The following is a 22,395-nucleotide window of genomic DNA, read 5'->3' on the forward strand; positions in this document are numbered from 1 at the left end:
GGACGCGGGGGCTTTATACTCCCGCGCCCGTTTTGCTCTTGAGGACTTATCTCGTGTCCAACGTCGTTGCCGATCATCTCGTCTTGCTTGACCACTTGCGTAGCATCCTGGTCGCCGTGGGTGAGGCCGAACAGGTTCCCGAAGAAAGCCATGCCTTGTTCCTGGAGCGCTTCGACGAACTGCGTGCATTACTGCCGGTCGACCCGATCGAAAGCCAATACCTGGGCCAGGACATTCTCTGCCAGGTGATCACCCGTTACCCGCAAATCGCCCATCTGGTCCCTCGTGACCTGCTGTGGTACTTCGCAGGAGACTGCCTGCATTACATGCCCGATGACGAAATCGACTTGTACCAGGCGCTGGAAGAACGTCGTTTCGAAGCCGAGCAGAACGACGAACCGTTCGACTGGAACCAGGAAAAACAGCTGCTGGCGATGTCGAACGACGAACCGAAGCACTGATTCCCGGCTGGAAGCGCAAAAGGCCCGCATGGTTATTCATGCGGGCCTTTTTTTTTGTGGCATAGCGCAGTGATGCAGTGCCTGGACGGCCGCCATCGCGAGCAAGCTCGCTCCTACATTGGCTCTGCGGCGGTCACAAATCTAATGTGGGAGCGAGCTTGCTCGCGATGGGGCCGGTCAAAGCAACCCGTCACTCTCAGGCAATTCATACTCCGCCGCGACCTTTCCCGGTTTCCCCCGCTTGCCCAGCGTCGGCTCCTTCTCCAGGCATTCCACCAGATAATCGATAAACACCCGCAACTTCGGCGGTAGATAACGCGTTGGCGAATGCAGCAACCAGGCGCCGCCATGGTAAGACGCCAGAAAGGTCCAGTCCGGCAAGACCTGCACAATCAAGCCCTGTTCCAGCGCATAGCGCGCGGTGAAGTATGGCAGGCTGCCAATCCCGATGTGCTGCAACACCGCGCCTAATCGCACGCCCGTGTGATTCGCCGCATAGCGTCCGCGCACACCGACAGTGACGGCCTTGGTGCCCTTCTTGAACTTCCAGCGCGCATCGCTTGGGGTTTCACCCAGGTAGATGCAGCTATGGTTGAGCAAGTCGTGGGGATGGGTGGGCGTGCCATGTTCGGCCAAATATTGCGGTGTCGCGCAAAGTAGATGGTCGATGGTCAGCAACTGCCGCCCGACCAGGCCGGCGGGTGGTCGATCGGTAATGCGAATGGCCAGATCGACGTTGTCATCGATCAGATCCACCTGTCGATCCTCCAGCAACAACTCCACGTCCACTTTGGGATAACGCCGCAGAAACTCTGGCATGTGCGGATGAATCACAAATCGACCGACAGCCTTGGGCACGCTGACCCGCACCAGCCCTTCCGCTTCATGGGTGAACTGCCCGCTGATTTCCATCACCGACCTGGCTGCGCTGACCATCTCCTGGCAACGCTTGAACACTTCTTCGCCGCCATCGCTCAACCGCAGTTTGCGCGTGGTTCGTTGCAGCAGACGTGTGGCCAACGCCTTTTCCAGTCGCGAGATGCTGCGACTGACCGCCGAGGGTGACGACCCCAACTGACGCGCGGCTTCGGAAAAACTGCCGGTCTCGACAACCTTGACGAAAATCGCCATTTCACCCAGCAGCGGCAGTGGAAGATTTATGCTCACAGCGCAACAGTCCTTTGATGTTTGAACGGATTATCACGCAATTCCACGCTTCATATAATAAAAAAAGAAACTCTAATGAGGACATGGAATATGACGCTTCGCCTCTTTTTCCATAGTGATGACCTCAAGGCCAATGTGGAAGTCCTGGACTGCACCCCCCAGGAGAACGAATTCGCGGTGGTGCTGCGCGCCACGTTGTTTCACCCCCAAGGTGGCGGTCAGCCGTGCGACACCGGGTGGATTGGCGAAAGCCAGGTTCTGCGCGTGGTGCAGGACCCGGACCGCATCATTCATTTTGTCGACCGCCCGGTAAAACCGGGCATGACCCAGATCCGGATTGACGAGCAACGTCGCCAATTCAATTCGCGCATGCATTCGGCCGGGCATCTGATCGGCCATTTTGTCCAGGCCCAGGGCTGGATGCCGATCAAGGCTCATCACTGGCCGGGCGAAGGACGCGTGCAGTTCAATCCGGCCGAGTCGGCAAAAGAGGTTGATGCCGGAATGATTCAACAGGGCATCGCGCAATGGGTGGCCGATGACATGCCACGCCTGACGTCTTTGCGCGAAGGCTCCCGGGAAATTGGATTCGGTGAACTGCCCGCCTACGGCTGCGGCGGCACCCATGTACGTAGCCTGAAGGATTTGGGCACGGTCACGATCGCTTCCCTTTCACTGAAGAAGGGAACGCTGTCAGTCCACTACAGCGTGGATTGAGCTTTTGGGCGATGCCGTCCCCGTCATCGCCTGACGCCGGGGGAGCCTGCGTTCGTGGGCTCTGTTGACTATCTGATAGATGGACCTAAGACATGATGCTTGACGTCGAGCGTCTCGATGAGACGTGCATAAAAAAACTGGCCAACGAAGAAGTCCTCGCGATCCGCGTCAAAGGCTTATTGCCCCAGCCGCTGGCGAAGCAGATTGGCGACAAGATCCTTGCGCCAGGCTTCGAAGGCTATATCAACGCGCCCAGCATTGGCCGTATCGGCATGGCGTTCTATGAAGCGGAAAACCAGCCGCTGCTGATCGAAGATTACTTCGAGCGTGCCTCGCGCAACATCGCCGAGTTGCGCAACCGTTGCGCGCCTTACTCGTCCCCGGTCGACACCCTGCGCTGCATGCTTGATGAGACCTGGCCTGCGGGTGCGCACCTGGAAAATCTCTACGGTCGCAAAATGTATGTCGGGCTGTCCCGAGTGGTGAAACCCGGGGTTTGCTTCCTTGCTCATCACGACATTTTCGCCAAGGACGCCCCGGACAGTTATCAGGCCAGGAGCCTGGAAGCGCAGTTCGCCTGCAACGTCTACCTGAGCATGCCGACCGAGGGCGGTGCATTGCAGATGTGGGACCACGACATTTCTGCGGACCAGTTCGACGAAATGCGCGGCGACAGTTACGGCATCGACCCCAACCTGCTGGGCGCTCCGACCCTGGAGATTCGTCCCGAGCCGGGTGATTTCATCATGTTCAATTCGCGCCGCATGCACTCAGTGACGCCGGGGCTGGAAGATCCGCGCTTGAGCCTTTCGTTCTTTGTCGGCTATCGCGGCAATGCGTCACCCCTTACTTTTTGGAGTTGAGATGCTTTCGAATTACCTGGGCGAGTTTCTGGCGCTGGCGACAATTCACTTCCTGGCAGTCGTCGCACCCGGGCCGGACTTCGCCGTCACCATCCGTCAGAGTGTGCGCTTCGGTCGGCTGGTCGGAATCTGCACGGCGCTGGGCATTGGCGCGGGCATTTCCGTGCACGTGCTTTACACCCTGCTCGGGGTCGGCGCGCTGATGCACTCGACGCCCTGGCTGCTGACTGTGGCCAAAGTCGTCGGTGGCGCTTACATTTTGTACCTCGGTGTCAGCCTGTTGCGCAGCAAACCCAAGTCGGCGCTTGAGGGTGACAAGGTTGCCGACGAACCGGTCATCGAGCAAACGCTACTGAAGGCGTTCACCACTGGATTTCTCACCAACGCGACCAATCCAAAGGCGACGCTGTTTTTCCTGGCGATTTTCACCACCATCATCAGTGCCACGACGCCACTAAAGATCCAGGCGCTCTACGGCGTGTGGATGTGTTTGGTCAACGCGTTGTGGTTTGTGATCGTCGCATTGTTCTTTTCCAGTGCCCGGGTGCGCTTGCTGTTCATGCGCATGGGGCACTGGTTTGAACGGACCATGGGGGTGATTCTGATTTTGTTCGCCGGGCGCCTGATGCTGTCGATGTAAGACCTGCGCTCACGAAAAAGGCCCGCTCAGTCCGACTGGCGGGCCTTTTTCGCTTGTGCGTCGCTTTTGCATTTTTGTGCGACAGATCCCGCTTGAAGGCTCCCCTATCGCGCATTCAGGGTGTTAGTTTGGAAAACTTTCTGTCTTATCGATCAGAAATCTCTCACAAACTGCCTGCAAAGGAATGCCCTCAACAATGAATTTCTCATTCAAGCACCTGGCTGCGTCAACCCTGATAGTGGCCAGCCTGTCGTCGTTCACACTGACCGCACACGCCAACATCACCCCGCAACAGAGCGCGGCCATCCTCAAAACATTCAGTGACGCATCAGTCACGGATTTCAGGCAGTTCCTGGGTGGGCTGGCCAAAAGCGACCTGGCCAACACCAGTGACCTCAATCCTGCCATCAGTGCGTTCCTCGACAACAAGACCCTTTCGGCTGAACAGCAGAACGAAATCCATCGCCTGTTGGGCCTGTATACGCGGGTGAAATATGGCAAAGCCGCCACCGAGACCCTGCGCGAATTGGTGGCCATCCCGACCTTCCAAGTGAATGGCGTTGCCCAGCACGACAATCCGCAATTCATCAAGATCGCCGACAAGATCAAGGGCCTGGCCCAAGCGTTCAACCTGAACTTTCGCAACATCGACAACCGCGTCTATGAAATTTCCCTCGAAGGCAGTGGCGACGAAGTCGTGGGCATTCACGCCCATGCCGACGTAGTACCCGTGACGCCGGAGAACTGGGTCTTGAAAGACGGCACCAAACTCGATCCATTCAAGGTCACGCTGATCGGCGACCGCATGTACGGCCGCGGCACCGAGGATGACAAAAACGGCATTGTGGTGGCGCTGTACGCCATGAAAGTGATCAAGGAAGAGAAGCTGCCGCTGGCCAGGAATTTCAAGCTGCTGGTCGACACCACCGAAGAAACCACCGGCGACGCCATTCCCTATTACTTCGAACATAACCCAACGCCCAACTACAACCTGGCGCTGGACGGCGGCTATCCGGTGGTAATTGCCGAGAAAGGCTACGGCACCGTCATGGCGAACTTCACCAAACGCAAGGCGGATGGCAACGGAGCTGAAATCATATTGATGACGGGCGGCATGGCCACCAACCAGATTCCATCGACATCGGTGGCCACCCTTTTGAGCGAGAAGCCTGCCGAACTGGCTGCCCGCTTGAACAAGGCTGGCGCTGCGTATGCCAAGCACAATGGCGGTAACTTCGAGGTCAGCGCAAAAGTCGTCGGCAAAGACGTCAAGCTGACGGTCACCGGCGTTTCAGCCCACTCCTCCGAGCCCGAGTCAGGCGTTAACCCGGTGGCCAGGATGCTGGGCTTCATCAACAGCCTTGACGGCAAAGTCGCGCTCAAGCACAACCACATCACCGACGCTGCCCGCTATGCCGCCGACAACTGGGGACTGGATTACCTGGGTGCAAATCTGGGCGTCGGCTTCTCCGATGCGTTCATGGGGCCTCTGACCGCTTCCCTGACCTACGTCGCCATGGATGAAAAAGTCTTCAAGCTCGCGGTCAATCTACGGGTGCCGAAGGGTAAGTCCCCGGAAACGCTCAAGACCGAAATCGCCGACAAGCTGGGTGCGTGGAGCAACAAGACCCACATTACTCCGACGATCGACTACTCGATTGCCGAGCCGATGTACCGCAACCCTGAAGGCGAATGGGTCAAGGCCTTGCTGGCCGTGTCCAGCGAAAACCTGGGCATGGAACACAAGTTCGGTACTTCCGCCGGCGCCACTTCGGTTCATGAGCTGCCCAATGGCGTGCAATTTGGTTTGGCCAGACCCGAGAATAAATACACGGGTCACACCGACAATGAGTTCAAGACCGTCGACCAGTTCCTGCTTGACCTGCAGATCGTGACCGAAATGATGGGGCGTATCGGGCAGTTGCCGACGCTCTGATGGCCTTGTTGGGCCCGCCGCTCTGGCAGGCCCAATGATTTGATCGACCTGATTGCGACAGACAGTCGATCAGCAAAAGGCAAAAAACGCACAAACAAAAACGCCGCTCATTGCTGAGCGGCGTTTTCGTTAAATATGGAGCGGGAAACGAGACTCGAACTCGCGACCCCGACCTTGGCAAGGTCGTGCTCTACCAACTGAGCTATTCCCGCAAATGGCGTCCCCTAGGGGACTCGAACCCCTGTTACCGCCGTGAAAGGGCGGTGTCCTAGGCCACTAGACGAAGGGGACACGCTAACTGAAACACATGGTGTGTATTTCAGTGCCCAAATCCGCATCCGAAGATGTCGGCTCTGGCTTCACTCAGCCCTGCCCGAAAGCAACGCTGCTTAAAATTGGAGCGGGAAACGAGACTCGAACTCGCGACCCCGACCTTGGCAAGGTCGTGCTCTACCAACTGAGCTATTCCCGCATTGGCGTCCCCTAGGGGACTCGAACCCCTGTTACCGCCGTGAAAGGGCGGTGTCCTAGGCCACTAGACGAAGGGGACACACGTACAACATTCACTCCCTACCGCGTTTCGCTGTGTGCTTTACGCTGTAAGTGGCGCGCATTCTATGGATGGATTGAGGGGTCGTCAACCCCCTGATATAAATTTATTTAAATCAATGACTTCGCCCTGCTTTGCGAGGCGATTCGGGCTTTTCCGTCTGACGGCCTTGGGTGGCTATATTCCGATACCCGGCAAGACGTTATAGTCGACGGCAACGAAGTGATGGCAATGTGCTTCATATTTGCCACCACTTATATAAGCGCAATCGCGGCCGATACAGATAGAGCCACAACCGATTCAACTCGTCGAGCGGCCCTATGCGTCCAAATGCCAAGCTACTACACTCGATCGCGAACCCTATAAAGAGGTCTTACCGGTGACACCACTCATGATCACCCTGCTAGTCGTAGCCGGGATCGCACTATTGATCGCCATTGGCTACATGAACCATGTGGTGGAAAACAACAAGCTGGAAAAGGCCCGTACCAAGGTTGAACTCAACGACCGCCTGCGTCGTTGTGGTGAAATTACCGAAACCTTCCCTGGCCAGCTGATGACACCGGCGCTCAAGCTGCTGCTGACTCGCCTGGAACTGAACGTCTGCCAGCGCCTGCTCAACCTGGAAAAAACCAGTAGCAACCTCAAAGCCCGCGTCAGCGAACTGCAAGCCCTTGTCGCCCAAGGCGACTCAATCCCGGTCAACAACCCCCCGGCCCCCATCCAGACCGAAGCCAAAGCCAAAGACGTGCGCTTCCTGCTCGAAGCCCTGCATGGCCAAATCACCCGCGCCGCCCAGGACGGCTTCCTGCCGACCAACGAAGCCAAGCGCTGGATCCGCGAAGTGCGCCACATTCTGGTGCTGCTGCACATCGAGTTCTTCAACAACCTTGGCCAGCAATGCCTGCAACAAAACCAGCCAGGCCAGGCCCGTCTTGCTTTCGAACGCGGCGTGCAATACCTGCGCAAACAACAGGAACCCCAGGCCTACGCCGAACAACTCGAATACCTGGAAAAACTCCTGGCCCGCGCCAACGCCATGGTGATGGACAACATCGCAGCGGTTGAAAGCGAAACAAACCAATTGAACGAAGGCCTCAAAGAAGTCGAGGCGGATGCAGACTGGAAGAAGAAAGTGATCTACGACTGATCAAAAGAATTAAAGAAGCCACCGCAAGGTGGCTTTTTTTGGGGTTGGATTTGAATGGGAAATACATCCGAAGAGAAAGGGTCGGCTGGCAAGCCGCCATCGCCGGCAGGCCAGCTCCCACTGTGGACCGGGTACACCTGCAAGAGATTGGGCGACTGTCAGGCCGCCATCGCCGGCAGGCCAGCTCCCACAGGGTTCGGTGTACACCTGCAAGAGATTGGTCGGCTGGCAAGCTGCCTTCGCTGGCAAGCCAGCTCCCACAGGGGAATGGGGTGCATCTAAGAGAGACTGGTCGGCTGTCAGGCCGCCATCGCTGGCAGGCCAGCTCCCACAGGGGAATGGGGTGCATCTGAGAGAAACTGGTCGGCTGTCAGGCCGCCATCGCCGGCAAGGCCAGCTCCCACAGTAAATCGAGGCGTACCGCCCGCTCCTCACCACTCAACAGGCCGAGCGTTAGCTCGCCTGCAGCTTTTGATCTGGCTTTTGACCTACCCGCCCCTTCGGAAGGCTGAGTGGAGGCGTTCATCTGGGGGGCAGGCGCGTAGCGCCGTGCGGCGAAGCCGCACACATCGAGAGGAGGTCGTCGCGAAGCAGACCGGAGGCGATGCCCCCAGATGAATGCCGGAGCGAAGGAACACCGAGCCCCAGCGAGGGGCCGGACGCCGGGGCAAAGCGTTTTGGTTCCTTTTGGGCGTTTGCAAAAGGGACTCGCCGTCAGGGCGAAACCCTAAGCCGCCGCTACCGCAGCAACGGATATGTACCCAGTCAACCCAAAACATGGTCGGCCCAAAGGCCGCCACTACACCGCGCAAACGGTCAGAGCCGAAAGTGCCCGACCATCCCCTTCAACTCAATCCCCAACTGCGCCAGCTCAATACTCGACGCCGCATTCCCCTGCATCGCCAACGAAGACTGATCGGCACTCGCCCGAATACTCGTCACACTGCGATTAATCTCCTCAGCCACCGAACTCTGCTCCTCGGCTGCCGCAGCAATCTGCTGGTTCATCTGCTGAATCAACGACACCGCCGCCGCAATACTCCCCAACGCACTCTCAGTCTGCAACGCGTCACTCACAGCCAGCTTCACCAACTCACCACTGTTCTGAATCTGCTGCACCGACGACTGCGCCGCCGAACGCAAGGCACTCACCAGACGCTCGATTTCCTCGGTCGATTGCTGAGTCCGCTTGGCCAGTGCCCGAACCTCATCAGCCACCACCGCAAACCCCCTGCCCTGCTCACCGGCCCGTGCCGCCTCGATAGCCGCATTGAGCGCCAACAGATTGGTTTGCTCGGCAACACTTTTGATCACACTGAGCACCGTACCGATGTTCTGAATTTCCGCACTCAAGCTTTCGATACTTGAACTGGCCGACGTCGCCGAATCCGCCAACTGCTCGATCCGCGCCATGCTCTGACGCACCACCTGCTGGCCGCTTTCAACCTTGCCATCCGCCGTCTGCGCCGCTTGCGCAGCTTCCTCGGCATTACGCGCAACGTCGTGAACCGTCGCCGTCATCTGATTCATCGCCGTGGCAACCTGCTCGGTTTCCTCCTTCTGGCTACTGACCTCAAGGTTGGTCTGCTCGGTCACCGCCGACAGCGATTGTGCCGAGCTCGCCAACTGCTCGATGCCGGCCTGCAAGCCACTGACAATCGTGCTCAGGCCCGCCCCCATCTGTTGCATCGCCTGCATCAACTGGCCGATCTCGTCACGACGAGTCACTTCAACCGTTGCACTCAAGTCGCCGGCGGCGATCTGCTGAGCGACGCGGATCACACTGCGCAGCGGCGCCACGATCAAACGGGTAATTACCCATGCCGCAATCAACCCCACCAGCAACGCCAGTGCCGAAGACCCGATGATCAGCATTGAATTCTTTTTCAGTTCGGTCTGCATCGACTGGTCTTCAGCGACATAGGCCTGATCCACCCGCTCCATCACCTGCGCGGCGCGCTGGTGCAACTGTTCGTAGACAGTTTTTTCCTGGGCCAACAGACCGGTGTACTCAGCCAGTTTTTCGGTGAAACCGCCGATATGGCCGGACACTTCATTGAGGACTGTCAGATAGCCCTCATCCTTGACCGTGCTTTTCAGCTGCTCGGCCTGAGCCAGCGCCTGATCGGCCTGCTCGATCTTGCCCTGGCCGGCGCTGTCATCACCCTTGCGGCTCTGGTCCAGGCGCACGCGCGCTTCATTCATGGCCTGTAGCATCAACCGTGACACCTGGCTGACCTGACTGGCCTGCTCGATAAACTGCCCGCCGTCCTTGCCCTCGGACTGTTTCAAGGTATAGGCACCGTCATCGGCCAGCCCGGACTGCAGCACATCTAGGTTATTGGCCACGCTGGACACCGACCAACTGGCCATTTCCAGCGCCAGGTCCTTGGCCTGGCTCAGCGAGACGAACTCATCAAACGCCTTGCGATAAGCACCCAGAGACTGCTCGACGTCGTTCATCACCGGCACATTGGCGGCCGTTTGAGCCTTGAGCTGATTCGCCAGGGCGATCAGGGCGTCGACGCCTTGGCGCAGCGCATCAGCAGTTTTCGGGTTGCCGTGCAAGGCGTACTCCTGCTCCAGCAGTCGCACCTTGAGCAAGCCGCTGTTGAGCGACGACATCTGCTTGAGCCCATCGAAACGTTGACTGATGGTTTGCAGGGACCATACGCCGATGGCTGCCACCAGTGCTGTCAGCAAGAGCACCAATACAAACCCGACACCCATTTTTTTCGCCATACCGAGGTTGGCAAAACGTCCTTGCACGGCCGAAATCATTGCGCTTAGTCCCCTGACATAGTCTGTTGTCGCAGATTCGCAATGGGCATACGCCAACACAAGTCTCTGGCGTCGGAATAATGGCAAAAAGCTACGCCCACGTCGTTTTCAGAACGTTTAAGGTCGATTAAGAGCTGTGGCCTGAAAAAATGCCCGGGCACGAGGATCACAGGCATACGCCACGTTGATACGTTGCCAGTCGCCAGCTTCGCCGCCAGGGTTGAATGCGCTGGGAGAAGACAGCAACACACCAAAACGCCGGGCTAGCGTAAGCACCTGAGCATAGTCGGACATCCGTGATCGCGCCCAGATGAACAAGCCTGCGTCGGGCTTGCCGAAGACCTCCCATTCGGCGTCCTCGAGCACTTGCAGGGCGGCCTGCCTGTCAGTGGTCAAACGCAGGCGCTGGCGTTGAACCAGTTTGCGATAGGCGCCGCTGGCCAATAGACAGGCCAGCACCGATTCGCCGAACCTTGAGGCCCCCATGCTGCTGATCATCTTGACCTCGGCCAGCTTCGAAATAACTCCGGCACCGGCTACGACAAAGCCGAGCCGCAATGAACTGCTGAGGGTTTTGGAATAGCTGCCGACGTAAATCACGTGGTCATCGATACCCAGCGCGGCGAGGCGAGTGCCGGGGCCACTGTGCAAGTCCGCGTAGACGTCATCTTCGATCACCAGCACGCCATGGGTTTTGGTCAGTTGCGCAATCTGCTGCGCCACCACGGGTGTCAGGCTGCTGGCCGTAGGGTTTTGGCAGAAGCTGTTGATGAACAGCGCACGGGGCCTGTACGTCGCCAACAGCGTTTGAAGCACCTGTACATCTGGCCCGAACGGGGTTCGCGGCACCTCGATCATCTGCACACCGTGCAGCCTGAGCAGATCGAACAACAGCGAATAACCCGGACGTTCCACCACCACGCAATCGCCGGGATTGAGCAAGGTCCGCACGATCAGGTCGAGGCCATGACTGGCTCCTGCGGTGGTCAGGATGCGGTTCTCGTCGACTTCAATGCTGAGCAGTTCGAGGCGTTTGCGAATCTGCTGGCGCAAGGCCGGCAACCCCAGGGAGGTGCTGTAGCTGAACAATCCGGCCATGTCGGTACGGCTGACCTGACGAATCGCATAGCTAAGGTCGTCCGATTCCCGCCAGCTTTCGGGCAACCCGCCGCAACCCAGTTTGAGTTCGCCCGCAACGCCGCCGTGCTGAAAGTCTGCGCCCTCGAACCACCGGCAATCCTGTTGTTCCTGAGTGACTGGCGCTGGAATGGCAACAATGAAACCGGCGCGATGACGCGATGCCAGAACCCCTTCAGCCACCAGGCGCTCGCAAGCTTCGACGACGCAAGACTGACTGAGCAGATTGACCCTCGCGATGTGCCGTGCCGAAGGCAGACGCGCTCCGGGCAGCAGCTCGTTATGACGCACCCAGCCGGCCAACGCGTCGACGATTTGCTGTACGACCGGCACCAATGCCTGTCGATCAATTCTCAATTCCATGAGCAAGCAAACTCCTGTCCATTTGCGGGAAACAGTTAATCACAGGTGTGCCGGATCGGCAGTGCGACAACGCCGCCAAAACCCTCGGTTCTAACCATTTGAAACACTTTGCCAGGCCTTTTCCCGCGACCATGAAAAAGCCCGCACGGATGCGGGCTTTTTCCTACTCGGCAAATCCAGGTATTTAAAACGCCGTGACGCCACCATCCACCGCCAGCGAGTGACCGGTGGTGAATGCCGCGCCGTCGCTGCACAGGTAGAGCACGGCGCTGGCGATTTCCTCAACCTTGCCAATGCGCCCGACCGGGTGCATCGCATTGGCAAACTCGCTCTTCTTCGGGTCCGCTTCGTAGGCTCGGCGGAACATGTCGGTATCGATCACCGCCGGGCAGACCGCATTCACGCGAATCTTTTTCTTGGCGTATTCGATGGCCGCCGACTTGGTCAGGCCGATCACCGCATGTTTCGATGCCGCATAAATGCTCATCTTCGGCGCAGCCCCGAGACCGGCTACCGAAGCGGTGTTGACGATCGCACCGCCGCCTTGGGCCAGCAGCAAGGGCAACTGGTACTTCATGCACAACCAGACGCCTTTGACGTTGACGCCCATGATCGCGTCGAACTCGTCGAGGGTGCCGTCGGCCAATTTACCTTTCTCGATCTCGATGCCCGCGTTGTTGAAGGCATAGTCCAGGCGGCCGTAAGTCTTCACCACTTCGTCCATCAGATGTTTTACTTCGCTTTCCACCGTGACATTGCAGCGCACGAAGGTCGCTTCGCCGCCCGCCGTACGAACCAACGCTACGGTGCCTTCGCCTCCGGCCGTGTCGAGGTCGGCCACCACCACTTTCAACCCTTCAGCGGCGAATGCCTGGGCGGTCGCGCGGCCAATACCATTGGCAGCGCCTGTCACTACAGCGACCTGGCCGGAAAACGTCATGCTCATTGTTATGTCCTCTGGAAGAAGAATGCGGGGCATCGCGTGTTCCCAGTCTAGGCACAGCGCTTTCGGCACGGCAGCACTATCAGAGGCCCGGTTGGGTGCCCATGAGTTGCAGTGATAGAAGTGCCGCAACAACTATCACTGCACTGGATTGATGTGCATTCGCCGCGTCAGCCCAACTTGCGGCTTCGATCATGAAGGTCTATCAACAAGGCTTCATTCATCTTGAGTGCCTGTCATGACTACCCAGACCAATCGCCAATTCCTGCTCGCCAAACGACCGGTGGGCGCGGCGACCCGCGAGACCTTTACCTATCAGCAAGTACCGGTCGGCGAACCGGCCGCGGGTCAGATCCTGGTCAAAAACGAATACCTGTCCCTGGACCCGGCCATGCGTGGCTGGATGAACGAAGGCAAATCCTACATTCCACCGGTCGGTATCGGTGAAGTCATGCGCGCATTGGGCGTAGGCAAAGTCGTTGCCTCGAACAATCCCGGCTTTGCGGTCGGGGACTACGTCAACGGCGCCTTGGGTGTGCAGGATTATTTCCTCGGCGAGCCACGGGGCTTCTACAAGGTTGATCCTAAACTGGCACCACTGCCGCGTTACCTGTCCGCCCTGGGCATGACCGGCATGACCGCGTATTTCGCCCTGCTCGATGTCGGCGCCCCCAAAGAAGGTGACACCGTGGTGCTGTCCGGCGCGGCCGGTGCAGTGGGCAGCATTGCCGGGCAGATTGCCAAGATCAAAGGCTGTCGCGTAATCGGCATCGCGGGCGGCGCGGACAAGTGCAAGTTCCTGATCGACGAACTGGGATTCGACGGCGCCATCGACTACAAAAACGAAGACGTCCACGCCGGACTCAAGCGTGAATGCCCGAAAGGCGTCGACGTGTACTTCGATAACGTTGGCGGCGATATTCTCGACGCCGTACTGAGCCGCATCAACTTGAAGGCACGGGTAGTGATTTGCGGTGCCATCAGCCAGTACAACAACAAGGAAGCGATCAAGGGCCCGGCCAACTACCTGGCGCTATTGGTCAATCGCGCGCGGATGGAAGGTTTTGTGGTGATGGACTATGCCGCCCAGTTTGCCGCCGCCGGACAGGAAATGGCCGGCTGGATGGCCAAGGGGCAGCTCAAGAGCAAGGAAGATATCGTTGAAGGCCTGGAGACATTCCCGGAGACGCTGATGAAATTGTTCAGCGGTGAGAATTTCGGGAAGTTGGTGTTGAAGGTTTAACCCGCTATCTCCCAACAGCAACAATCCCCTGTGGGAGCGAGCTTGCTCGCGATGGCGGTGTATCAGCCAATATTGATATCGGCTGACATTCCCTCATCGCGAGCAAGCTCGCTCCCACAGGTTTTAGCGGTGTTTAGGCGATTTCAGCCACAACGTCTGCCAACGCCTTGGCCGGATCGGCCGCCTGGCTGATCGGACGGCCGATAACCAGATAATCGGAACCGGCATCCAGCGCCTGACGCGGCGTCAGAATACGGCGCTGATCGTCCTGCGCACTGCCCGCCGGGCGAATCCCCGGGGTCACCAGTTGCAGCGACGGGTGAGCCGATTTCAAGGCCAGGGCTTCCAGGGCCGAGCACACCAGACCGTCCATTCCGGCTTTTTCTGCCAGTGCCGCCAGGCGCAGCACTTGCTCCTGCGGTTCGATATCCAGACCGATACCCGCCAGGTCCTCACGCTCCATGCTGGTCAGCACGGTCACGCCGATCAACAGCGGCTTGGGGCCGGTGCGCTGGTCGAGCACTTCACGGCAGGCCGCCATCATGCGCAGACCGCCGGAGCAGTGCACATTGACCATCCACACGCCCATTTCCGCAGCCGCCTTCACGGCCATGGCGGTGGTGTTCGGAATGTCGTGGAACTTGAGGTCCAGAAACACTTCGAAGCCCTTGTCACGCAAGGTGCCGACGATTTCCGAGGCGCAGCTGGTGAACAGTTCCTTGCCGACTTTTACCCGGCACAGTTTCGGGTCCAACTGGTCGGCCAGCTTCAGTGCGGCGTCACGGGTGGGGAAATCCAGGGCGACGATGATAGGAGTCTGGCAGGCGGACATGTGCGGGCTCTCAGGCAGGACGAAATCGGCGCGCATTGTAGCGGAACCAGCGCCGCTGCGGGACCCGATGATCGGTAAATCGTCCCGAAGACTCAGGCAAGACTAGCTGCTGCGCCGATTGTGTCGAGCCTGATACACACCCGACACGCCCACAATACCCTTCATCATTACCTTCGGCAGCCGCAACACGTCCTTACAGCACTTCCCGCCTCCGGGCCGGACGCCTATGCTGAAGCCACAACCTCGCAGCCTATCTTTGTGGTTGGCAGCCTACCTGGCAGATGAACGCACGCATGCACAGCACCCCAGCACCTTTGAACGACGATCAAAAAGCGCCCGGCGACGACAAGCGCTGGAGCATTCGCGCCCTGATCGTCGACGATGACGTCCCGATCCGCGAGTTGATGATCGACTATCTCGCACGGTTCAACATTCACGCCAGCGGCGTCACCGATGGGGCAGCGATGCGCCTGGCACTGCAAGCCGAGCATTTCGACGTGGTGGTGCTCGACCTGATGCTGCCTGGCGAAGACGGATTATCGTTGTGCCGCTGGCTGCGTGCCGAATCGGACATTCCGATCCTGATGCTGACCGCGCGCTGCGAACCCACCGACCGGATCATCGGCCTGGAGCTGGGTGCCGACGACTACATGGCCAAGCCGTTCGAACCACGCGAACTGGTCGCGCGGATTCAGACCATTCTGCGTCGGGTGCGCGATGATCGCACTGAACAGCGTGCGAACATTCGCTTCGACAACTGGCGCCTGAACAGCGTGCTGCGCCAACTGATCGCGGCCGATGGCCTTGTCGTGCCGCTGTCCAACGCCGAATTCCGCCTGCTATGGGTGTTCATCGAACGCCCGCGCCGGGTGCTCAGCCGCGAGCAACTGCTCGATGCCGCACGCGGTCGCTCGATCGAAGCCTTTGATCGCAGCATCGACTTGCTGGTCTCGCGCTTGCGCCAGAAGCTGGGCGATGACCCCAAAGCCCCACAGTTGATCAAAACAGTTCGCGGCGAAGGTTACCTGTTCGATGCAAGAGACATCGGCTGATGCGGGCGCGCTTCGATACGCTGTTCGGCCGTCTGTTTGGCGTGCTGCTGCTGGCGATCATCCTGGCGCACCTGTTGGCGTTTGCCTGGTTTCACCATTACGGCCCGCCGCCCCCCCCACCGCCGCCCGAGTTTTCCGAAGGCGTCGAGGGGCCGCGTCCACCGATGGCCCCGCGCTTCGAAAACCGGCCACCGCGACCGTGGTTCGGCGGCCCCTTGGTGCCGCTGACCTTCCAGTGTGTCTCGTTGATCATTGCCGCTTGGTACGGCGCCAAGTTGCTCAGCCGGCCTATCCAGCGTTTAAGCGATGCCGCCGAACGCCTGAGTGAAAACCTCGACAGCACACCGCTGGAGGAGTCCGGGCCACGGGAAGCCCGGCAAGCGGCCTACACCTTCAACTTGATGCAAAAACGCATTATCGAACAAGTGCAGCAGCGCTCGCGGATGCTCGGTGCGGTGTCCCATGACCTGCGCACGCCGCTGTCTCGCCTCAAGCTGCGGCTGGAGCAAATCGACGACGACAAGTTGCAGGGCCAGATGCGTCAGGACCTCGATGACATGATCGGCATGCTCGATGCCACTCTCACTTATCTGCACGAGCAGCGCACGAGTGAGGCTCGGCAGTGGATGGATGTTCAAGCGCTGGTGGAATCCTTGAGCGAGAACGCCCAGGACCAGGGTGCCGACGTCCAGGCCAGCGGCCACTGCGCACCGTTGCAAGTGCAGCCAATGGCCTTGCGCTCGTGCATCAATAATCTGTTGGACAACGCCTTGCGCTATGCCGGGCAGGCGCTGATCACACTTGAAGACAATCGCGACCTTCTGGTGATCCGGGTCATCGATCACGGCCCGGGAATTGCGGCGGATAAACGTGAAGCGGTGTTCGAACCGTTCTTTCGCCTTGAGGGATCGCGTAACCGCAACTCTGGTGGCGTCGGCCTGGGCATGACCATCGCACGCGAAGCAGCGGAACGGCTGAGTGGGCAATTGAGCCTGGAAGAAACCCCCGGCGGTGGCCTGACCGCCGTCATCCACCTGCCTCGCACCTGAACCAAACATACATCCCCTGTGGGGGCGGGGTTTAACCTGAGATTTGCGTGTTGCGAACGGTACAAATCCCACATACCCACGACAACTTGCCCCTTGAGGCTGCATAAGCCGGTGTGCCCACCGGTTTTCCATTCCAGGGAGTGAGTCCAATGATCGGTAGCGTCAGCAACTACACCGCCTATACCAGCACCAGCAGCACCACAACCAATAGCGCCCGCAGCCAGCAATTCCAGAAAGACCTGTTTGCCAAGCTCGACAGCAACAGCGACGGGGCGGTGGATCAGGACGAATTGAAAAGCGCCCTGTCGCAAAAAGCCGATGATGGCCTGTTGGTCAGCCTGAGCAAAAACTTTTCCGACCTCGACAGTGACAGCAGCGGCAACCTGAGCAGCGAAGAAATGGCCGCAATGGCTCCGCCGCCGCCACCGCAGCATGACCAGCCACCGAGCACCGAACTGGCCGACGCATTGATCAGCGCCCTGGATGCCAACGGTGACGGCACCCTCAGCAGCGATGAACTGAGCAACGGCCTGAGCAACGCCGGTAGCAGTGCCGACAGCAAAGAGATCTTCTCGGCCCTGGACAAGAACAAAGATGGCACCGTCAGCAAGGATGAACTGGCCGCCAGCCTGACGCCGCCTCCACCGGCCCAACAGGTGTCCAGCGACGCACTGTTCAGCCAGCTCGATGCCGACAGCGATGGCAGCGTGACCGCCACTGAACTGAGCAGCGCGTTGCAGGCGAGCAACAGCACGTCATCGACCAGCACCGACACCAGCGCTGCATTACTCAAAGCGCTGGACAGTGACAGCAGCGGTGGCGTCAGTAGCGATGAGCTCAAAGCGGCGCTGCAAGCAGGCCGCGAAAAAACCAGCGACAGTTCCACCGATCAGTTCAACGTCAATGAAGCGCTGAACAAGATGATCGCCAACCTGAGCAAGCAGTATTCGCTCGATAATGTGGCGAGTGTGGGCAAGTACCTGAACGTGTCGACCTGAGCCAAAAGCATCGCGGGCAAGCCAGCTCCCACAGGTCTGCGGATGAAACCGCGCAATACTGTGGGAGCTGGCTTGCCCGCGATGAAGCCCTAAGCCTCAACAAAAAACCTCAAGGCCGGCGATCTTCTACCCGCGCCTGACTCTTGCTCCAGTCAGTCAATAGGCTGTACGCCACCGCCAGCAGCGTCGGCCCGATGAACAACCCGATAAACCCGAACGCAATCAATCCGCCGAACACGCCCAACAGCACGATCACCAGCGGCAAATTTCCGCCCCGGCTGATCAGGTATGGCTTCAGCACGTTGTCGACGCCGCTGATGATGAATGTCCCCCAAATCCCGAGGAACACCGCCATTCCGTATTCGCCCTTCCAGGCCAGCCACGCGGTGGCCGGAATCCAGACCAGAGGTGGCCCCATCGGAATCAGGCTCAGCAAGAACGTCACGATGCCTAGCACCAGCGCACCGGGTACACCGGCAATCAGGAACCCGATCAACGCGAGCACCGCCTGCGCCGCTGCTGTCCCTATCACCCCATTCACCACCCGCTGCACCGTCCCCGCCACCAACTCGATGTAATAACCGGCGCGATCTCCGATCAGCCGTTCCAGCAAGCCATGAACAAATACCGCCAACCTCGGCCCGTCCCGGTAGAAAAAGAACACGAAGACAATGCTCAGCGTCAGCTCGAGAATCCCGCCACCTATCTGCGCACTGCGCGCCAGCAACCAGTTGCCGACCTGACCCAGATAAGGTTTAACGGCCACCATCGCCGCCGCGCCCTGCTGGTCAATACTGTTCCAGATCACCACCAGCCGTGCGCCAACCAGGGGAACGCTGCCCAGCCACACGGGGGCTTCAGGCAGACCATCGACCTGTACATCCTTGATGAATGCCGTGGCATCGCGCACATGGTCTGCCAGGTTGAAGCCCAGCCATACCAGCGGCACTGCCACCAGCAACATCCAGCCGAGGGTCAGCAGCGCCGCCGCCAAGGACTCGCGACCGTTGAGCCAGCGGGTCAGCAAACGCATCAACGGCCAACTGGCAAACGCCAGCACCGCGCCCCAGAACAGCGCCGACCAGAACGGCGCCATCACCCAGAAGCTCGCGCCAAACAGCACCAGGAGCAGAATCTGCACCAACAGCCGATCGTTATTGGGCATGTAGAGTCTCGAGAAAAGTCAGTCAAACAAAAGTAGGCGAACGCCAGGTGCGCGTTCGCCTGTGAAGCTTATCGCAACAGTTCGATGTGCAGGCCAGAGCCTTCGGCGCTACCGGTTTCCATCCGTGCCGCACGCACGCCCTGCCCGATCAGCGCCTGGCGCCAGGCTTCGGCCTTGGCCCCTGAAACACTGATGCGCAACGTGGTGTCCAGATTTAACCCACGGGAAATCAAACGCAACCAGGTCTCATCCGGATCGGCGCTCAGCTTGGGAAAATCGAGCTCACCCGTGCTTTTGAGCTGTCGCAGCAAAGTCGCCGAGGTCGGCTGCAAATCACCCAGCGGGGCTGCGGCGTCGAATTGTTCGACATGCAGATACGCTTTGCGATTGCCGCGCGTGATGCCGTAAAGCGCGACGAGCGTATTGTCCTTTGGCGCGGCCAGTCGCAGCAGCAAGTAGGCCTGCTGGTCGTCGGCCCCATAGAGTTTGGCGTTGGTGAACACTTCATTGGCCCACAGGCTGCTTTCGCCGCAATCGCGCGCCTGGCACCAGAACAGCAGCTCGGCGCCCTGTTTTTGCAAGGCTTCGCGGGCGGCAGTAAAGGCTTCCGTGGAGGTGTGTTCCGCCGGCAGCTCGTAGGTCACCGACGTGGTTTGCCCCCGGGCGCTGACCTGGCCGTCGAAACGCAACTGACCGCTGATCTTGCGGATCGAGCCCAGCGGATAGATCCGCTCGAGTTCCACCGCCGGGCGATAGTCGACGATCTGCGCATCGGCCAGACGCGGCACGATCGGCAAGTCCTGACTGCCCGGGACATCGGCGGCAAACAACAAGGGACTGAAACAACACAGCGCCAGCACACTGAATGAACGCATGAATAGACTCATCGGATCAGCATGGCCTGGGCACCCTTGATGATACTGGCGTCATCCGTACGCTCCGGCACCAGCAAACCACGCTGCACCGCCGGACGCGCCTCCAGGGTCGCCATCCAGCGTTGCAAGGCCGTCAGGCCGTCCACCGAGACACCGGACCATTCATGGCCGCGGACCCACGGGAAGGTTGCGATGTCGGCAATGCTGTACTCGCCGGCCAGAAACTCGACGGTTTGCAGACGCGTGTCGAGCACTTCATAGAGGCGACGGGTTTCATGTTGATAACGATCTATGGCGCCCTGGAGCTTTTCCGGAAAATAGCGGAAAAACACATTGGCCTGGCCCTGCATCGGACCGACTCCGCCCATCTGGAACATCAGCCACTGCAACACCACCGAGCGCCCCTTTGGGTCCTGGGGCATCAGCTTACCGCTGAGTTCTGCGAGGTAAATCAGGATGGCGCCGGATTCGAACACGGCGAAATCGCCGTTGGCGCGGTCGACAATCGCCGGAATCCGGCCATTGGGATTGATCTTGAGGAAGTCCTCGGACTTCTGTTCCTTTTTGTCGAAACTCAAGGCATGCACCGTGTAGGGCAGGCCGAGTTCCTCGAGCACGATAGAGACCTTGTGGCCATTCGGGGTCGCAGCGGTGTAGAGATCTATCATGGTTGTCTCCCATTTCAACCCGCCCAGCCTCGACAGTTGCCCGGCGCAAGTCAAGGAACGGCGAAGAACCGATTGAAACAGTCTGCGACAAGGTCGGCGCCGGGTTCATCATTGAGGTGCAAATGATGGCCGCCAGGCAGCTGTTCACGGCTAAAGGGTAGACGCTCCAGCAACTCGGGATGTTTGGCGAGCATGCCATCGGCTGCAACCACCAACAGTGCAGGACAACTGACCCGCTGGACGAAGGCCATGGCTTGTTCGGTCGTCAGACGCAGCGGCGATGGCAGCGTGAGGCGATTGTCGGTGCGCCAGGTGTAACCGCCCGGCACGGGCATCAGTCCACGCTGGGCCAACAGTTCGGCCGCTTCGCGACTGACCGCCACCAGGCCTTTCATGCGTGCCTCGATGGCACGGTCCAGCGTGGTGTAGACCGGTTTGCGCTTCTCCTGGAGATCGAGTTGCGCCTGCAGGGCCATGCCCATGCGTTCGGCGGCATTTTCGGCTTTGTCTGTAGGAGGAATGACTCCGTCGATCAACGCCAGGTGCGTAACGCGCTCCGGCATTGACCCGGCGATGATCAACGAAGCGATCGCGCCCATGGAATGCCCCATCAGGGCAAATCGCTTCAGTCCAAGCTGTTCGGCGACTTGCAGCACGTCATGGGCGTAGTCCCACATCGCGTAACCGGCGCCGGGCGGTCGATGCCCGGAATGACCGTGGCCGGCCATGTCCAGCGCGATGATGCGCAGGCCTTTGAGCTTCGGTGCCAACCGGGCGAAGCTGTTGGCGTTGTCCAGCCAGCCGTGCAAGGCAATCACCGGCAAACCGTCTTCGGGGCCGAACAGGTGCGCCGCCAGTTCGATGTGCGGCAGGCTCAGGCGAACTTCTTCGACGACATGGTTCATGCGCAATCCTGCTGACGACGACCTTCCCAGCGGCTGAACAGGTTTTTCAGCAGCGTGGCGGTGTCCTGTGGACGTTCGAGGGGAAACATGTGGCCACCGGGCATCGTCAAGGACTCACCCAACGGCATGCGGCCGACAGAGCTTGCGTGATGGCGCATCACCACGCGGCTCTTGTGCCCGCGAACCACCGCCAGCGGCACTTTCAACTGCCGGGCCCGGCCGGGACTGGTGTGCGGCACGCCGCGGTAGATGCTGATTTCGGTGGCCGGATCGAAGCGCAGACGCAACTTGTCGCCCACCTTTTGCAAACCGTGTTGCAGATAAGCGTCGAAGCACTCGGGATCAAAGCCGCGGAACAGGGTTTTGCCGGCGAAATAAAGTCGTGCCGCTTCCAGATCAGCGAACTCTTCCCGCCGCCCCAGCGTACGGCCAGCGGGCGTCAGGCGATCGATAAAACCGAAGCGCTTGGCGGCGCGAATCACCCATTGATCGGCGCGGGTCAGCACCGGCGAATCGAGCATCACCACACCGCGGTACAACTCTGGGCAACGCAGCGCGGCGTGCAGGTGCAGCACGCCACCAAAGGAATGGCCGACGCCCCACACCGGCTCCGGTTGTTGCTTGAGGTGATGGATCAGTTCGTCCACCAGGTTGTGCCAGTTATCGTCCGCCGGGAAACGCGGGTCGTGGGCGTGCTGTTCCAGATGCGTCACCTGGTACTCGGGCGCCAGCGCCGCGAACAACTTGCCGTAGGTCCCCGAAGGAAAGCCATTGGCGTGGGCGAAAAAGATCTGTTGCGACATACCGGTCGATCCATCAACGAAAACAAAGGCTGATTGTCCGTAAGACGGAGAGCTGCGGCAATGACTGTAAGTGACATGAATGATGACAGTCCGGTCA

The 22,395-nt window shown here is 59.4% G+C and carries 20 protein-coding genes, 4 tRNA genes and 1 pseudogene; 10 read left to right on the forward strand and 15 right to left on the reverse strand.

The annotated features are described in order from the left end of the window. Positions 1-53 precede the first annotated feature (53 nt). Entirely contained in the window at positions 54-461 is a 408-nt protein-coding gene (locus tag ACM6I0_RS25710) for a PA2817 family protein (RefSeq protein ID WP_010461909.1), read from the forward strand. A 177-nt stretch (positions 462-638) separates the two neighbouring features. Here the strand turns inward: ACM6I0_RS25710 and ACM6I0_RS25715 are convergent, their stop codons facing one another. Next, on the reverse strand, positions 639-1,628 hold the full coding sequence (locus ACM6I0_RS25715) for a LysR family transcriptional regulator (RefSeq protein ID WP_414923592.1): 990 nt from the start codon (positions 1,626-1,628) through the stop codon (positions 639-641). Positions 1,629-1,718: 90 nt separating this feature from the next. Between ACM6I0_RS25715 and ACM6I0_RS25720 the strand changes: the two genes are divergently transcribed. The 4 genes from ACM6I0_RS25720 to ACM6I0_RS25735 all read left to right on the forward strand — a co-directional run bounded on the left by ACM6I0_RS25720 (position 1,719) and on the right by ACM6I0_RS25735 (position 5,784). Then, positions 1,719-2,345, forward strand: a complete 627-nt coding sequence (locus ACM6I0_RS25720; RefSeq protein WP_414923593.1) for an alanyl-tRNA editing protein — start codon at positions 1,719-1,721, stop codon at positions 2,343-2,345. A gap of 92 nt (positions 2,346-2,437) precedes the next feature. Continuing rightward, the gene (locus tag ACM6I0_RS25725) at positions 2,438-3,208 is read left to right on the forward strand and encodes a 2OG-Fe(II) oxygenase (RefSeq protein WP_414923594.1); all 771 of its coding nucleotides are present in this window, start codon (positions 2,438-2,440) and stop codon (positions 3,206-3,208) included. Between the two features lies 1 nt (position 3,209). Beyond that, positions 3,210-3,848: a LysE family translocator gene (locus ACM6I0_RS25730; RefSeq protein ID WP_285430393.1), complete on the forward strand. Its 639-nt coding sequence runs from the start codon at positions 3,210-3,212 to the stop codon at positions 3,846-3,848. 196 nt (positions 3,849-4,044) lie between these two features. Continuing rightward, the gene (locus tag ACM6I0_RS25735; protein WP_285430392.1) at positions 4,045-5,784 is read left to right on the forward strand and encodes a dipeptidase; all 1,740 of its coding nucleotides are present in this window, start codon (positions 4,045-4,047) and stop codon (positions 5,782-5,784) included. A gap of 136 nt (positions 5,785-5,920) precedes the next feature. On the opposite strand, the gene ACM6I0_RS25740 is transcribed toward ACM6I0_RS25735, so the two are convergent. From ACM6I0_RS25740 to ACM6I0_RS25755, 4 genes are all read right to left on the reverse strand, one after another. Then, positions 5,921-5,996 (reverse strand) — tRNA-Gly (locus ACM6I0_RS25740). Positions 5,997-5,999: 3 nt separating this feature from the next. Continuing rightward, a tRNA-Glu gene (locus ACM6I0_RS25745) sits at positions 6,000-6,075 on the reverse strand. A 105-nt stretch (positions 6,076-6,180) separates the two neighbouring features. Then, positions 6,181-6,256: transfer RNA gene (locus ACM6I0_RS25750), tRNA-Gly, on the reverse strand. A 2-nt stretch (positions 6,257-6,258) separates the two neighbouring features. Further along, positions 6,259-6,334, reverse strand: a tRNA-Glu gene (locus ACM6I0_RS25755). A 379-nt stretch (positions 6,335-6,713) separates the two neighbouring features. On the opposite strand from ACM6I0_RS25755, the gene ACM6I0_RS25760 reads away from it, so the two are divergent. After that, on the forward strand, positions 6,714-7,484 hold the full coding sequence (locus ACM6I0_RS25760) for a hypothetical protein (protein WP_285436750.1): 771 nt from the start codon (positions 6,714-6,716) through the stop codon (positions 7,482-7,484). 816 nt (positions 7,485-8,300) lie between these two features. Here the strand turns inward: ACM6I0_RS25760 and ACM6I0_RS25765 are convergent. The 4 genes and pseudogenes from ACM6I0_RS25765 to ACM6I0_RS25780 form a co-directional block, all read right to left on the reverse strand. Further along, positions 8,301-9,182 (reverse strand): methyl-accepting chemotaxis protein, encoded by an 882-nt coding sequence (locus tag ACM6I0_RS25765; protein WP_414923621.1) that lies wholly within the window; start codon positions 9,180-9,182, stop codon positions 8,301-8,303. Continuing rightward, positions 9,162-10,265, reverse strand: a pseudogene (locus ACM6I0_RS25770) (HAMP domain-containing protein); the annotation flags it as partial. The gene ACM6I0_RS25765 and the pseudogene ACM6I0_RS25770, both read right to left, overlap by 21 nt. 117 nt (positions 10,266-10,382) lie before the next feature. Then, positions 10,383-11,765 carry a PLP-dependent aminotransferase family protein gene (locus ACM6I0_RS25775; protein ID WP_414923595.1) on the reverse strand — a complete coding sequence of 461 codons (1,383 nt, stop codon included), beginning with the start codon at positions 11,763-11,765 and terminating at the stop codon, positions 10,383-10,385. Positions 11,766-11,949: 184 nt separating this feature from the next. Next, positions 11,950-12,711, reverse strand: coding sequence for an SDR family oxidoreductase (locus ACM6I0_RS25780; RefSeq protein ID WP_414923596.1), 762 nt, complete (start codon positions 12,709-12,711; stop codon positions 11,950-11,952). Between the two features lie 235 nt (positions 12,712-12,946). Here ACM6I0_RS25780 and ACM6I0_RS25785 point away from each other — a divergent pair, with 235 nt between their 5' ends. Further along, positions 12,947-13,951: an NADP-dependent oxidoreductase gene (locus tag ACM6I0_RS25785; RefSeq protein ID WP_285433925.1), complete on the forward strand. Its 1,005-nt coding sequence runs from the start codon at positions 12,947-12,949 to the stop codon at positions 13,949-13,951. 133 nt (positions 13,952-14,084) lie between these two features. On the opposite strand, the gene pyrF is transcribed toward ACM6I0_RS25785, so the two are convergent. Beyond that, entirely contained in the window at positions 14,085-14,783 is a 699-nt protein-coding gene (pyrF, locus tag ACM6I0_RS25790) for an orotidine-5'-phosphate decarboxylase (protein ID WP_285433923.1), read from the reverse strand. Between the two features lie 293 nt (positions 14,784-15,076). Between pyrF and ACM6I0_RS25795 the strand changes: the two genes are divergently transcribed. The 3 genes from ACM6I0_RS25795 to xopAW all read left to right on the forward strand — a co-directional run bounded on the left by ACM6I0_RS25795 (position 15,077) and on the right by xopAW (position 17,882). After that, positions 15,077-15,835, forward strand: a complete 759-nt coding sequence (locus tag ACM6I0_RS25795; RefSeq protein ID WP_090186861.1) for a response regulator — start codon at positions 15,077-15,079, stop codon at positions 15,833-15,835. Continuing rightward, complete coding sequence (locus tag ACM6I0_RS25800; RefSeq protein ID WP_285433922.1) at positions 15,835-16,884, forward strand: sensor histidine kinase; 1,050 nt, start codon at positions 15,835-15,837, stop codon at positions 16,882-16,884. Before ACM6I0_RS25795 ends, ACM6I0_RS25800 begins: the two co-directional genes overlap by 1 nt. Before the next feature lie 149 nt (positions 16,885-17,033). Continuing rightward, positions 17,034-17,882 (forward strand): XopAW family type III secretion system calcium-binding effector, encoded by an 849-nt coding sequence (xopAW, locus tag ACM6I0_RS25805; protein ID WP_414923597.1) that lies wholly within the window; start codon positions 17,034-17,036, stop codon positions 17,880-17,882. 109 nt (positions 17,883-17,991) lie between these two features. Here the strand turns inward: xopAW and ACM6I0_RS25810 are convergent, their stop codons facing one another. The 5 genes from ACM6I0_RS25810 to ACM6I0_RS25830 form a co-directional block, all read right to left on the reverse strand. Next, on the reverse strand, positions 17,992-19,047 hold the full coding sequence (locus ACM6I0_RS25810) for an AI-2E family transporter (RefSeq protein WP_222588023.1): 1,056 nt from the start codon (positions 19,045-19,047) through the stop codon (positions 17,992-17,994). Between the two features lie 68 nt (positions 19,048-19,115). Continuing rightward, positions 19,116-19,922, reverse strand: coding sequence for a DUF4892 domain-containing protein (locus tag ACM6I0_RS25815; protein ID WP_090186872.1), 807 nt, complete (start codon positions 19,920-19,922; stop codon positions 19,116-19,118). 8 nt (positions 19,923-19,930) lie between these two features. After that, entirely contained in the window at positions 19,931-20,590 is a 660-nt protein-coding gene (locus tag ACM6I0_RS25820) for a glutathione S-transferase family protein (protein WP_414923598.1), read from the reverse strand. Positions 20,591-20,640: 50 nt separating this feature from the next. Further along, a complete protein-coding gene (locus ACM6I0_RS25825; RefSeq protein ID WP_414923599.1) occupies positions 20,641-21,495 on the reverse strand; it encodes an alpha/beta hydrolase in 855 nt (284 codons plus the stop codon). Continuing rightward, on the reverse strand, positions 21,492-22,298 hold the full coding sequence (locus ACM6I0_RS25830; protein WP_090186881.1) for an alpha/beta fold hydrolase: 807 nt from the start codon (positions 22,296-22,298) through the stop codon (positions 21,492-21,494). The genes ACM6I0_RS25825 and ACM6I0_RS25830 overlap by 4 nt, the downstream gene beginning before the upstream one ends. Positions 22,299-22,395: the final 97 nt, after the last annotated feature.

Origin of the sequence: Pseudomonas sp. IT-P294 (assembly GCF_949767865.1) — a bacterium.
Classification (GTDB): Bacteria; Pseudomonadota; Gammaproteobacteria; order Pseudomonadales; family Pseudomonadaceae; genus Aquipseudomonas.